At 38.5% G+C, this 13,220-nt stretch carries 11 protein-coding genes; 6 read left to right on the top strand and 5 right to left on the bottom strand.

Translation table 11 applies throughout. The annotated features are described in order from the left end of the window. Positions 1-54: 54 nt before the first annotated feature. Positions 55-420, top strand: a complete 366-nt coding sequence (locus tag EHLA_RS13725) for a hypothetical protein (RefSeq protein WP_173854301.1) — start codon at positions 55-57, stop codon at positions 418-420. 356 nt (positions 421-776) lie between these two features. On the opposite strand, the gene EHLA_RS13730 is transcribed toward EHLA_RS13725, so the two are convergent. Then, entirely contained in the window at positions 777-1,361 is a 585-nt protein-coding gene (locus EHLA_RS13730; protein WP_096241189.1) for a 50S ribosomal protein L25, read from the bottom strand. Positions 1,362-1,809: 448 nt separating this feature from the next. Continuing rightward, entirely contained in the window at positions 1,810-2,493 is a 684-nt protein-coding gene (locus tag EHLA_RS13735) for a Crp/Fnr family transcriptional regulator (protein WP_096241190.1), read from the bottom strand. A 90-nt stretch (positions 2,494-2,583) separates the two neighbouring features. Here EHLA_RS13735 and EHLA_RS13740 point away from each other — a divergent pair, with 90 nt between their 5' ends. From EHLA_RS13740 to pyk, 4 genes are all read left to right on the top strand, one after another. Further along, on the top strand, positions 2,584-2,919 hold the full coding sequence (locus EHLA_RS13740) for a cupin domain-containing protein (RefSeq protein ID WP_096241191.1): 336 nt from the start codon (positions 2,584-2,586) through the stop codon (positions 2,917-2,919). Positions 2,920-2,954: 35 nt separating this feature from the next. After that, positions 2,955-4,595 carry a hydroxylamine reductase gene (hcp, locus tag EHLA_RS13745; protein ID WP_096241192.1) on the top strand — a complete coding sequence of 547 codons (1,641 nt, stop codon included), beginning with the start codon at positions 2,955-2,957 and terminating at the stop codon, positions 4,593-4,595. Positions 4,596-4,949: 354 nt separating this feature from the next. After that, positions 4,950-6,242: a homoserine dehydrogenase gene (locus EHLA_RS13750; protein ID WP_096241193.1), complete on the top strand. Its 1,293-nt coding sequence runs from the start codon at positions 4,950-4,952 to the stop codon at positions 6,240-6,242. A gap of 120 nt (positions 6,243-6,362) precedes the next feature. Next, entirely contained in the window at positions 6,363-7,784 is a 1,422-nt protein-coding gene (pyk, locus tag EHLA_RS13755) for a pyruvate kinase (RefSeq protein ID WP_096241194.1), read from the top strand. A gap of 737 nt (positions 7,785-8,521) precedes the next feature. Here the strand turns inward: pyk and EHLA_RS13765 are convergent. After that, positions 8,522-9,451 (bottom strand): GTP-binding protein, encoded by a 930-nt coding sequence (locus EHLA_RS13765; protein ID WP_096241196.1) that lies wholly within the window; start codon positions 9,449-9,451, stop codon positions 8,522-8,524. A gap of 267 nt (positions 9,452-9,718) precedes the next feature. Between EHLA_RS13765 and EHLA_RS13770 the strand changes: the two genes are divergently transcribed. After that, positions 9,719-10,093 carry a DUF6483 family protein gene (locus EHLA_RS13770; RefSeq protein WP_005350747.1) on the top strand — a complete coding sequence of 125 codons (375 nt, stop codon included), beginning with the start codon at positions 9,719-9,721 and terminating at the stop codon, positions 10,091-10,093. Positions 10,094-10,112: 19 nt separating this feature from the next. On the opposite strand, the gene EHLA_RS13775 is transcribed toward EHLA_RS13770, so the two are convergent. Both EHLA_RS13775 and EHLA_RS13780 read right to left on the bottom strand, forming a co-directional pair. After that, the gene (locus EHLA_RS13775; protein WP_096241197.1) at positions 10,113-10,883 is read right to left on the bottom strand and encodes a TIGR03915 family putative DNA repair protein; all 771 of its coding nucleotides are present in this window, start codon (positions 10,881-10,883) and stop codon (positions 10,113-10,115) included. A gap of 32 nt (positions 10,884-10,915) precedes the next feature. Next, complete coding sequence (locus tag EHLA_RS13780) at positions 10,916-12,424, bottom strand: putative DNA modification/repair radical SAM protein (protein WP_096241198.1); 1,509 nt, start codon at positions 12,422-12,424, stop codon at positions 10,916-10,918. Positions 12,425-13,220: the final 796 nt, after the last annotated feature.

Genomic DNA, 13,220 nt, shown 5'->3' on the forward strand with positions numbered 1-13,220 from the left:
CAGTAATATGTATAACACAGATTTACGATTGAATAAATATGAAAGGATCATACTATGGAATTACTGAAAAATCTGTTACAGTATCTCCCTTATATTTTACTCTTTGCCATAGCTACCATGTTAATCTACGGCTGGGGATTATGGCGTTCTCTGCACCAGAAACAAGATTTAAATAACCTATTGACCTCAAAAGGAATCAGTAAAATAAAAAAAGAACTAAAACGTAATGGGAAGATGACAAAAAAAGAACTCGCCGACTGTATACAGGGGCTCACCGCTCAACAGCCTTTTAGCAAACAACGCATCGGTGTCACCAATCCCACTCAGTTTCTTGACTCGCTCCTTCCTTACATGGAACGTCAGGAAATGATAACAAAAACAAAAGAAAACGGAAAGGTATATTACTATTTGATTCATTGAGAGAGAACAGACGAAAAAAGAAACCATACCATATCCCATCTGCTCTGTAGTCGCTGTGTTTAAGATGCTCATCCGCATCTTAAACACGCTCCGAAGCCGCATCTGGGATATGGTATGGTTTCTTTTTTCTGTGTTTTGGCTCCAGAAGGAAGGAATGCAATAGTCTTCTGACCTCTCCCCCTTCTCTCACCAAAGACTATTTCATTCATTCCATGTGGTACCAACAAACAGAAAATAAAAAGAATAGACCATCGCAAATGTAATGTGAGAGCAAGTAAAAATGCCGAACAGGCATTTTCTACGCAGTGATATCTTTACATTTGCGATGGTCTATTCTTTTTATTTTCGTCTGTTTTCTATTCTTCTTCCGTTTCTGTTTCTTCATCTTCCGGAACTTCATTGTGTACTTCTGTTACCTGTACAACAGTTTCCTCCGGATTCGTTTTCAGATGAATGCCTTCTGTAGTTGCAATTGGTAAATCTGCAACTCTGATTGTATCACCAGCCTGTTTACCAGTTAAGTCAATCTCAACTTTTTCAACCAGATCCTCCGGTAATGCTTCATAACTGATTTCTTCTAATAATAATTCTACAACACCAGATTTTACCTTATCGTGATTTAAAAGTACAACCTCTGCTACAGAATGTACTTTCTCACCCTTTACTAATGCCTGGAAATCCATCTCCACAATCTCATGTTTCATTGGATTATAGTCAATCTCTTTTAATAAGACTGGCATTGTCTCTCCATCAACAGTGAGTTTTAACTGACTTCCCTTATTACAGGTTCTTAAGATTCTTTCTGCCTCTTTTTTCTCAATTTTCAGCGGCATGGAGCCTTCCATGTTCTTACCGAACACATTGCCTGTAACAAATCCTTCCCTTCTAAGCTTTTTTGCCTTGATTTGCATATCTCTTTTTTCAGCACTTAAAGTATTCATTTATCTTTTCCTCCAAAATGTCTGATGCTTAGAGGCCCTACTTTATCAGGTCTGATAAGTATTTTTCACGGTTATTCTTTTTAAATAACCTCTTCTTTGTTACGCTGCAATTATAGCACTGCTGTCAGAAAAAAGATTCACAAACATTTTTATTTTTAAAGGATTTTTTTATTAATTTTTAAAAACATTTTAAAAATGTGTAGACAATTTAAACAAAATATTTTTTCTATCACTTAACAGATGTTCTATAAAACATTTTTCCAGACATTCATTTTTACTCAAAAGGTGAAGTGGATTTAGAAAATACTTTCTATAAAATGTGTATTATATTCATGGAAACTTTCACCAAAACAGTAGTAGTTCATCACGGACTACGTCAACTGAATAAAGTAAAATATCCCACAAATCAGGGAGAGTACAGATTACTTATTGATTCTTCAAACAAATTCTAAGACTCTCCTTCAAATAATTCCTGCACAGATAATAGACGAAAATGATTCTTTTTCACATAAACCAATCCTTCTTTGGACATTTTACCAAGTTCTTTTGAGAGGGCGGAACGGTCTACGCTTAAGTAGTCTGCAAGCTGCTGGCGGTTAAATGGTATATCAAATTCTTTACTGTTACATAATACTGCCTGATTAGATAAATAGGATAACAGTCTTCCCCGGATAGATTTGGAGGAAGTGTTAAAAATTCTTCGGGACAGGGCGAGATTTTTCTGTGCGGAAACCTGTAAAAGATTTTCTATGAGTTTATTATGGAAAATGCAGGAATTAGAGCAGATGTGAAGCATTTTTCCCACATTTAAAAATAAAATTTCTGTATCTTCTGCAGCAATGACATTGACTATCATTTTCTGGTCTGGGATACTGGCATAGGTTTCTGCAAAGATTTCTCCTTCACCTGCCCGCTCTAACACGCTGCGATTTCCCCAAATATCATCATTTTCTATTAAAACACTTCCTGATAAAACAACGCCGACACAGGATACGACTTCACCAGCCCGGTAAATCATTTCTTCCTTTTTATATTTGCGTTTGCCCGCCTTTAAGCAGGACAACATCTGCTCTGTTTCTTCCGGCGTTGCCCCCTGGAAAAGCACTGTTTTTGATAATTTATAAAAATCCATAATTTTCTCCCCGTTTGTTGTCAAAACAACATATTTATTAAATCAACTATATTATACTGCGTATAGAAAGTCAATTAAAGGAGGATAACAATGGCTTATATCAAAAATATTTCACATGAAGAAGTTTTACATCTTGCTGACCAGGTTTCTGCCGATAAAGGACAGATTGTCAGCAAAACATTAGCACAGAATGACCATGTAAGTGTGACACTTTTCGCATTTTCCAAAGATGAAGAAATCGCTACACATGATTCTACTGGTGATGCAATGGTTCTCGTTCTTGAAGGAACCGGTCAGTTCACTGTTGATGGCAAAGAATATATTTTACAGGCAGGAGATACCCTCGTTATGCCAGCGAAAAAACCTCATTCTGTTTACGCAAAAGAAGACTTTAAGTGGCTTCTCACTGTTGTATTTCCTTCATAAAGGAATTTTGTAGAAGAAAAAGGAGATTAAATTTTATGGAAAACCAAATGTTTTGTTATCAGTGTCAGGAAACTGCCGGATGCAGTGGATGTACTCGTGTTGGAGTCTGTGGAAAACAGCCCGATGTCGCTGCCATGCAGGATTTATTGGTCTATGCTACAAAAGGAATTTCTGCGGTAACTACTACTTTAAGACAGGAAGGAGTAGCGATTCAGCCAGCAGTCAATCACATGATTACACTGAATTTATTTACTACAATCACCAATGCCAACTTTAGCAAAGAAGCAATTATCGCCCGGATTCAGGAAACACTTTCCGAAAAAGATTTGCTCCTTTCTAAACTAACAAATATAGATGCACTCCCAGAAGCAGCTCTCTGGAACGGCTCCGTGGAGGAATTTGATACAAAAGCTGCAGCTGTCGGCGTTCTTTCTACAGAAAATGAGGACATCCGAAGTCTTCGTGAACTGATTACTTACGGATTAAAAGGACTTTCCGCTTACTCCAAGCATGCAAATGTTCTTTTACAGGATAATGAGGAAATTGATGCATTTATGCAGCGTGCCCTTGCCGCAACTCTCGATGACAGTTTATCTGCTGATGATTTAATCGCTCTTACTTTAGAAACTGGTAAATACGGTGTGGACGGTATGGCTCTCCTTGACAATGCCAATACTTCCACCTACGGAAATCCAGAAATCACAAAGGTAAACATCGGTGTTGGCACCCGTCCAGGCATCCTTGTTTCCGGTCATGACCTTCGTGACCTTGAAATGTTACTCAAACAGGCACAGGGAAGCGGTGTGGATGTATATACTCATTCTGAAATGCTTCCTGCACACTATTATCCCGCTTTCAAAAAATATCCAAACTTCGTCGGCAACTACGGAAATGCATGGTGGAAACAGAAAGAGGAATTTGAAAGCTTCCACGGCCCGATTCTCATGACAACAAACTGCATCGTTCCACCAAAGGACAGCTACAAAGACAGATTATACACAACCGGAGCAGCCGGTTATCCAGGTTGTAAACACATTTCTGGTGAAATTGGGGAAGAAAAAGACTTCTCCGCAATTATTGAGCAGGCAAAACACTGTGCACCACCAGAAGAAATCGAACGTGGAGAAATTATAGGCGGCTTTGCCCATAATCAGGTACTTGCCCTCGCCGATGATATTGTTACCGCTGTAAAATCCGGTGCAATTAGGAAGTTTGTCGTTATGGCAGGCTGTGACGGCCGCATGAAATCACGAAATTACTACACAGATTTTGCAAAAGCATTACCAAAAGATACGGTAATTCTCACCGCAGGCTGTGCAAAATACAAATACAATAAGTTGAATTTAGGTGATATTGGCGGTATTCCACGAGTACTTGATGCCGGACAGTGCAACGACTCCTACTCCCTCGCCGTTATTGCCCTCAAATTAAAAGAAGTATTTGGACTTGAGGATATTAATGAACTTCCAATCATCTACAATATTTCCTGGTATGAGCAAAAGGCAGTCATCGTTTTACTTGCCCTTCTCTACCTTGGAGTAAAAAATATCCACCTCGGACCGACACTCCCTGCGTTCTTATCCCCAAATGTTACGAAGGTATTAGTGGATAACTTTGGTATCGCTGGGATTGGAAGTGTGGAAGAAGATTTAAAACTCTTTGGATTATCAGAGTAACTAGAGCGTGCTTGAAAAATGCTCTAGTAATTTTTTGGGGGGCTAAACAGACGAAAACCATCTGTCTCCCTCCATTTTCTCCTCAAATCCTCCTTCCTTTGATTTGATTCACTAAATTCTGCCAAAGTCAGCCTGTTGGAAGATAAATAAAGCATATTTGTGGCCTCGGAGCAAGGTTTGGATGCGAGCGCGTAAGCGAACATTTAAACCGCCGCGACTAAAGCCACAAATATGCTTTATTTATCTTCCAACAGGCGTCCGGCTCCTTTAACAAATCAAAGGTTGTGTATTTGACAGGACTCTGTTAAAATGGTACACAACCTTATTTATTGATTTTTTATTTGGAGGTAATTTATGGAATCAGTTCAGAATAAAATTGTGAAAGCCGCTTTATTAGGTGCCGGTACTGTCGGAAGCGGCGTATATGAACTCGTAAAAGAGCGTCAGGAAGATTTTCCACATATCTGTGGCGCACAGATCGAGATTGCAAAAATTCTTGTTCGTGATGCTTCTAAAGAAAGAGCGGGAATCCCATCTGATCTTCTTACTGATAGCTGGGAAGAGATCATCGCTGATGACAGCATCTCTATTATTATAGAAGTAATGGGTGGAATCGAACCTGCAAAGTCCTATCTTCTTGAAGCGATGAAGGCAGGAAAACAAGTCGTAACCGCCAATAAAGATTTAATTGCTGAGCATGGTCATGAACTTTTAGATACAGCGGAAAAATATGGCTGTGATTTTAAGTTTGAAGCTGCTGTTGCCGGATGTGTTCCAATCATTCAAGTATTAAAACAGAGTATGTCCAGTGAAAATATTACTGAAATCATGGGGATTGTAAACGGTACAACAAATTATATTCTTACCCGCATGACACAGAGTGGCATGAGTTATGATGAAGCCTTAAAAGAAGCAACCGATCTTGGTTATGCAGAAGCAGATCCTACTGCTGATGTAGATGGTCTTGATGCCGGACGTAAGATTGCTATTATGGCTTCGATTGCCTTCCATTCACGTGTTACATTTTCTGATGTCTATATCGAAGGAATTAGAAACATTACTGCAAAGGATATTTTCTATGCAAAAGAATTTAATTCAGTAATTAAGCTTGTCGGTATTGCCAGAAAAGATGAGAATGGTATCGAAGTAAAAGTTCTTCCGATTCTCATCCCACAAGAGCATCCTCTTGCTACAGTAAATGATTCTTTTAATGCGGTATTTGTTCATGGAACTGCTTCTGATGATACAATGTACTACGGTCGTGGGGCCGGCAAACGTCCAACTGCCAGCGCAGTAACTGGAGATTTATGTACCGTTGCAAGACATATTATTGAAAAACATTCAAATCTTCATGTATGCTCTTGCTATAAGGAACTTCCGATTAAAAATATCCAGGATACTTACTCCCGTTTCTTCCTTCGTATGCAGGTTGCTGACCGCCCAGGTGTCCTCGCAAACATTACAAGTGTATTTGGCACAAGCCAGGTAAGTATTGCCCAGATTATTCAGAAATCACGCCAAAACGGAATCGCCGAACTGGTTATTATTACCGACAAAGTAAAAGAACTCTATTTTTCCGATGCTCTTAATATTTTGAAAAGACTTTCCATCGTTAACAGTATTTCCAGTCTCATCCGGGTATATTAAGGATATTTTACATTCTTTTCTCGTAAATACCTTCAAATACCCGTTGACAAATTAATTGAAATTATTAAAATAGAATGGTAATGCTAATTTTAAACTACGGAAATAGGAGGATTTATTACTATGCGAAAAACCAAGATTATTTGTACCCTTGGACCGGCAACAGATAAGGGGAATGTTCTGGAACAGTTAATGCTTTCCGGAATGAATGTTGCCCGCCTTAATTTTTCTCATGATACTTACGAGAATCAGAAGAAAAGAATAGATAAAGTAAAAGCCTTACGCACAAAGCATCACCTTCCGGTTGCATGCCTTTTAGATACAAAAGGACCAGAAATCCGTTTAAAGACATTTAAAGAGGAACGAGTTACTCTTGAAATGGGCCAGGATTTCTGCCTGACTACAAGAGATGTAGAAGGAACAAAAGACATCGTCAGTGTCACACATAAAGATTTACACAAAGATATCCATGTTGGTTCTAATATCTTAATCGATGATGGACTGGTTGGATTAAAGGTAGTGGCTATCAAGGGGCAAGATATCCACTGTAAAGTAGAGAATGGCGGAACGATTTCTAACAGAAAGGGAGTAAATATCCCTGGTGTAGAACTTTCTATCCCATTTATGAGTGAAAAAGATAAAGAAGACCTTTTATTTGGTATCAAACAGGATGTTGACTTCGTTGCTGCTTCTTTCACAAGAACTGCAGATGATATCAAAGAAATGAAAGCATTCTTAAAAGCAAACGGCGGAGAAGATATCCGTATTATCGCTAAAATCGAAAACTCTCAGGGTGTTGATAATATCGATTCTATCATTGATGCCTGCGAAGGTATCATGGTTGCTCGTGGTGACATGGGCGTAGAGATTCCGGAAGAAGAAGTTCCTATTATCCAGAAGATGATTATCAAAAAAGTAATCGCAGCTGGTAAAGTAGTTATCACAGCTACACAGATGCTCGATTCTATGATGAAAAATCCTCGCCCTACTCGTGCAGAGACTACAGACGTTGCAAATGCGATCTATGATGGAACAAGCGCTATCATGCTTTCCGGAGAAACAGCAGCAGGTGCTTATCCTGTAGAAGCTGTTCAGATGATGGCTAAAATTGCGAAGCGTACAGAAGAAGCCATTAATTATCGTAAACGTTTTGATGATATGGCTAAATACACAAATCCTGGTATCACAGATGCCATCTGCCATGCTACATGCAGCACAGCTTATGACCTTGATGCCAAAGCAATCATCACTGTAACCAAAACTGGTTTCTCTGCAAGAATGATTGCAAAATACCGCCCTGGTTGTGATATTATCGGATGTGCTATGGACGAAAAAGTCTGCCGTCAGTTAAACTTATCCTGGGGTGTACAGCCTATCCTTCTTGGAGAGGAATGGGAAGTATTCGTACTCTTTGAACGTGCAATCAATGCATGTAAAAAAGAAGGTCTCCTTGAAAACGGTGACGTTACTGTTATCACTTCCGGTGTACCAATCGGACGCTCTGGAACAACAAATATGTTAAAAGTTCAGGTAGTAGCTGATTAAATACTATTTGTAGATTTCGTGTAGACGAAAAAAGAAATAATACCATATCCCATCTGCTCTGTAGTCGCTGTGTTTAAAATGCTCGTTCGCATCTTAAACACGCTCCGAAGCCGCATCTGGGATATGGTATTATTTCTTTTTTCTGCGTTTTGGCTTCACATGGAATGAATGCAATAGTCTTTGGAGAGATGGGGGAGAAATCAGAAGATTACTGCTTTCTCGGAAGCTCTATCATCCCGAAGATTATTTTCTTTAACGAGTGGGATAAAAACGCCGGAGCATTCACTAATTTGCTATTTGTTATCAAAACCAGACAGTCGCTGAAACAAAACTTTATGCTGAATTGTAAGAAGACTATGATAAAGAAAAAAGAATTGTTATAAGTATTGCATTTTGTGACTTTGCGCTATGGAATTCTGACCATAGGAACTTGGGATTCGTTTTTCCCAAGTTCCTGTTTTTCTGGGCAGAATGGAATGCTTAGCGCAATGGAACAAAATCTAACTTATAACCATTCTTTTTTTCTTTAGAAGACTGAGTACAATTCAGCAAGAAGATACCCCTTCTGGACAATCCCCTTTTTTCTCAAACAAAAGTACTAATTTGATAGACTAAAGGGATGAAAACCAGAAATTTGAATGTCAACCCTTTAGAATTTAATTTCTCGGAAAGTTGTAGTCTTCTGGTGCATTCCATGTTGCCAAACTGTAGATTTAGATTAGACAGAAAAAAGAAATCTACAAATAAGTATTTATCTTTTCTTTGTTTAGTTTTTCTCCTATTACTATGAAGATTTCCTGTCCTTTTTTTATCGGTTGTATAGTAATATTTTGATGTGTGGCATTAAGTTCGATCCACTGATCTGGTTTTGACTGCATAAATCCTTTTATTCGGAAGATATTCCCACATTCTTTGTCGTTAAATATTTGTTTTACTTTTTCTTCAAGTTTCGCTACCGGCATAGTTAAATTCATAAAATATAATGACTGAAATGCATCTTCTTCTGCAATGTCTTTTTTCTCATAATCTGCACCAACACAGCCTGCTGACTGAATTCTTTTAAAATCTGCATCAGAAAGTTTATTCCAGTCTTTGGCAAAGATTTCTTTTTCAAATCGGCGGTCGCAATGGACAGATTCCATTGCTTTATTAAGGTGTGCTTTTGTGCGCTCTATATCGGTCTCTGCCGCCTCCTGCGCCTTACTTAATAAAACAATGCCTGCATTGGCTACTTCCGATGCAAGGATGAATTCTGCGTCTTCTGAGAGATTCTCTTCAAGCATTGCATCTACGACTGTAATTACATTTCCTATTTCATACCATCTGTCAAGCGGAGATTCATGAAGGGCATCGAAGAATTCGTCCATATCGAAAATTCCGGACGGCTCGATCAACACTCTGTCATATCCGCACATTCCCATTGCAATGAGTTTGGTGCGAAATCTTCTTCTATGACAATCTTTATCACATCCACCTGCTACCATTTCCAATGTACATTTTTCTCCTGCAATGTCCTGAAGTAACATCATATCGACATTTACTGCCCCAAAATCATTCTCTAATATACCGATATTTAATCCCTGATCTATAAGATACTTTGCATATTTTTTTATAAATGTGGTCTTACCTGAACCTAAGAATCCTGTAATTAAATCTATTTTTACCATTTTATTTTTCCTCCTGTTTTGGCAAGGATATTATAACAAAAAAATGATTTTGATTCTATGCCAAAATACATAGATCAAAATCATTTTTATAATTCTGAACTTTTATAGGATTTTACTTGATTGCTATAAGATAAATATTGAAATTTCCGCGAACTCTAGTGTATAATTATAAAGTTTAATGATGCTATGTACTTTGGGATTCTTCACATCCTTACTTTTGTGAGAAGAGTCTATGAGTACATTATGAAAAACAGGAGGTTTTACAACATGCTTCGTGATGATTTTGACTTACGCTTAACAAATGAATTAATAGAAACTTATCTTAAAATTGCCTATGGAATCAAACCGGGATGCTGGCTTGATGCTGAAAAAGGTCTTCTTCAGGAAAATACGCTCTATCCTAAGTTAAAGCAGATGATCAACGATGGCAATATTAATGATGCAGAAGATATTCTCTATGAATATGCTAATCCAATTAATCCGGACATATTAAAAGTCGGTTTGTTCTTCTATTATGATCTAAACCGTATGGCTGATGCTGAACTTGAAGCAGCAGACTTCACTCGTGATGAAGTAAAAGAGGGTGTACAGGAATTACTTAAAATTTACGATCAGGAAAACTTTGGAACAATTTTTCGTTAGAAACCTGGTTCTTTCAGGATTAATCCTGCATTTCTGACATGTGCTTTCTATACCAGAGCGGTATAAGATTGCGCTGACATACGGGATTCTTACGTTCTTTAATCCCAATCGTCTGAAAGAATGTTTTCCACAGTGCAGTCATACTATCAGTATCCTTTGCTGCAGATTCTCTTGCCAGGAATTCTGACATTTCTTCTTCGGAAAGAGATGTCAGATAATATGGCTGATCTGCCGGATGTACCACTGCTATTCTTCTGTTATCATCTATGATCATCCAGTCTTCAGAAGGTAATCTATCCACAAAATTTGGTGCAAGTAGGGTAATAACATCACATTTGGGAGAAATTATCCCCACAAGTATGTGATGATTCATCTCGGTAAACCGAATACATTCCCGAAATATATGTGCTTCATTACTTGCTTTTCGTTCTAGCTCAAATATTTTCATTACGATCGGATTCTGTAGTGAATCTAGAATCTGCCTTCCATAATGGAATCCCAATATTAAAAAACGATAGATGCTATCAAGCTTCTCCTCTTCATCCGCTGCCATCGCTGCATGATATACCATCTGATATGCACGAAAGGAAATCTTTTGTTGAATCGTTCTTATCACACTCTCTGTTTTCTCTTTATCTGCCTCCACATGACGGTATTCACAAAAAAGTTCCATTGTTCCAATCGGCTCTGTTCTTAACTTTATATTATTATGTCCAAGATGGGATGCCCACGCTTCGTAAATACAGGTCATCATATCATCAAATCTATCTTTACATGTAAAAATTACCATATCATTTCTGCTTTCTTTAGGTGCTGGGGAGTTCACGTCAAATTAAAATCATCAAATAAAGATAGCTGTCTGTATGTTGTTGGGTGCTCTATCTTCCAGTTATCTTTCTGATTCGTCCCAATAAGCTGGCGGGTAATAAAGTCTTCTTCTATCGGTGTATGATACTTCATCTTACCTCTGCAGGTTATAAAATAAACTGCCCGCTTTAATACCACTCCCATCTTCTTGATATCTTCAAAATCAAGTGCCGCCTGTCTTCTTGTCCTGACAATTCGCCCTGCGGACTTATTCCCTATTCCCGGAACACGAAGCAGCTGTTCATAGCTTGCCTGATTAATCTCTACAGGAAAGTATTCTAGATGTCGCAATGCCCAGTCGCACTTCGGATCTATAAATGTATTAAAATTCGGCCGGTCCGAACTTAGGAGCTCATCCGCCTGAAATCCATAGTACCGAAGCAGCCAGTCTGCCTGATATAAACGATGTTCCCGTAAAAGAGGTGGTGCAGTTCCAATTTCTGGAAGTTCCGGATCATCATTCAATGGCACATACGCTGAATAAAAAACCCTCTTCATGTCATACTGCTGGTATAGCTGCTGTGTCAATGATAACAAATGAAAATCACTCTCACCTGATGCCCCTATAATCATCTGGGTACTCTGTCCCGCCGGAACAAAGCGGGATTGTGTTCTCATTCCTATATTCTGTAAAAAATTAGACGGTAAAAAATCTTTATCTTGCAAATTATCTTTATTATTCCCTATATTATTCTCCATATTGGTTTCATTTTTCTGTGTACCTTCCATGAGGGAAACAACGGACTTCCCATGAATACCGGAAACATTCTTCTCATTAAATATGCTATTCGACAAATATTGATTTCCCTTCGCCCGCTCCATTCGGCTATCCTTACCAAGTGCTACTCTCTGCGTCTGTATTCCTCTCTGAATCTGCTGAATCGGTCGAATCAAATTCTTTGGCTTCTTATTCGGTGCCAGTCTCTTCAAGCCTTCTGCAGTAGGTAACTCCAGATTCACACTCATTCTGTCTACTAAAAATCCAAGTGCATATATCATATCATCCGGTGCTCCCGGTATCGCCTTCACGTGAATATAACCATTAAAATGATACTTATTCCGAAGCATATAAATCGCCTCGTACATTCGCTCCATCGTATATGCCGGACTCTTCACCACCGCAGAACTTAAAAACAGCCCCTCAATATAATTCCGACGATAAAACTCCACCACAAGTCTGCAAATCTCTTCCGGGGTAAATGTTGCTCTTTCCTTCTCGTTCGCAGCACGACTCGGACAATACTTGCAGTCAAAAACACAATCATTACTAAAAAGAATCTTTAAGAGCGAAACACAGCGCCCATCTGAAGAAAATGTATGACAGATACCCGCAGATACCGTATTCCCAAGATGCCCCTTCTTCCCTCTTCGACTTGACCCACTCGAAGTACACGCAACATCATACTTCGCCGCATCTGCTAAAATCTTTAACTTTCTCTCCAGAGAAATCTCTGTTTCTGTCATATTATCACCTCTTTATAAACATATGTTCCGAATATTTGTTTGTATACATTCTAACACACCTATCCTACAAAATCAAGAACTACTGATTTGTAGATTTGGTATAGACGAAAAAAGAAAAAAATAATACATCCCATCTGCTCTGTAGTCACTGTGTTTAAGATGCTCATCCGCATCTTAAACACGCTCCCAAGCCGCATCTGGGATGTATTATTTTTTTCTTTTTTCTGGCTATCTAAATCTACAGTTGGGCAACGTGGAATGTACCAGAAGGATATGACTTTCCAGGAAATTAAATTCTAAAGGATTGACATTCAAATTATCGTATGTTGTCTACACTTGAAATTTGAATGCAATTCAACAGGAATGTGCTTCCTTCTGGAGATTTTCATCCCAAATAAAAGCCACAGATTTCTGGGAAAACTCCTTATTTTCTCCACACAAAATCCTGATTTCATCTAGTTCCAATAAACAGAAACCCAGAAACGGTATATAGAATAAAATGTGATGTCGGAGCAAGTAAAAATGCCGGTCAGGCATTTTCTACGCCGCGACTATCTTCACATTTTATTCTATATACCGTTTCTAGGTTTCGTCTCTTTAGTCCCTCAAATTAGTATTTGATTCCCCATTTTCATCAACTGTGGATTTAAAGTAGTCAGAAAAAAGAAAAAATACCATATCCCAGATGCGGCTTCGGAGCGTATTTAAGATGCGGGCGAGCATCTTAAATACAGCGACTACAGAGCAGATGGGATATGGTATTTTTTCTTTTTTCGTCTACACCAAATCTACAAAT

Origin of the sequence: Anaerobutyricum hallii (genome assembly GCF_900209925.1) — a bacterium.
GTDB classification, from domain to species: Bacteria; Bacillota; Clostridia; order Lachnospirales; family Lachnospiraceae; genus Anaerobutyricum; species Anaerobutyricum soehngenii.

What these genes read in the sequence shown, in the direction of transcription:
- EHLA_RS13770 (WP_005350747.1), top strand. Translation starts at nt 9,719, where the DNA reads ATGCTTCGTGATGATTTTGACTTACGCTTAACAAATGAATTAATAGAA.
- EHLA_RS13725 (WP_173854301.1), top strand. Translation starts at nt 55, where the DNA reads ATGGAATTACTGAAAAATCTGTTACAGTATCTCCCTTATATTTTACTC.
- EHLA_RS13735 (WP_096241190.1), bottom strand. Translation starts at nt 2,493, where the DNA reads ATGGATTTTTATAAATTATCAAAAACAGTGCTTTTCCAGGGGGCAACG.
- pyk (WP_096241194.1), top strand. Translation starts at nt 6,363, where the DNA reads ATGCGAAAAACCAAGATTATTTGTACCCTTGGACCGGCAACAGATAAG.
- hcp (WP_096241192.1), top strand. Translation starts at nt 2,955, where the DNA reads ATGGAAAACCAAATGTTTTGTTATCAGTGTCAGGAAACTGCCGGATGC.
- EHLA_RS13775 (WP_096241197.1), bottom strand. Translation starts at nt 10,883, where the DNA reads ATGGTAATTTTTACATGTAAAGATAGATTTGATGATATGATGACCTGT.
- EHLA_RS13780 (WP_096241198.1), bottom strand. Translation starts at nt 12,424, where the DNA reads ATGACAGAAACAGAGATTTCTCTGGAGAGAAAGTTAAAGATTTTAGCA.
- EHLA_RS13750 (WP_096241193.1), top strand. Translation starts at nt 4,950, where the DNA reads ATGGAATCAGTTCAGAATAAAATTGTGAAAGCCGCTTTATTAGGTGCC.
- EHLA_RS13765 (WP_096241196.1), bottom strand. Translation starts at nt 9,451, where the DNA reads ATGGTAAAAATAGATTTAATTACAGGATTCTTAGGTTCAGGTAAGACC.
- EHLA_RS13740 (WP_096241191.1), top strand. Translation starts at nt 2,584, where the DNA reads ATGGCTTATATCAAAAATATTTCACATGAAGAAGTTTTACATCTTGCT.
- EHLA_RS13730 (WP_096241189.1), bottom strand. Translation starts at nt 1,361, where the DNA reads ATGAATACTTTAAGTGCTGAAAAAAGAGATATGCAAATCAAGGCAAAA.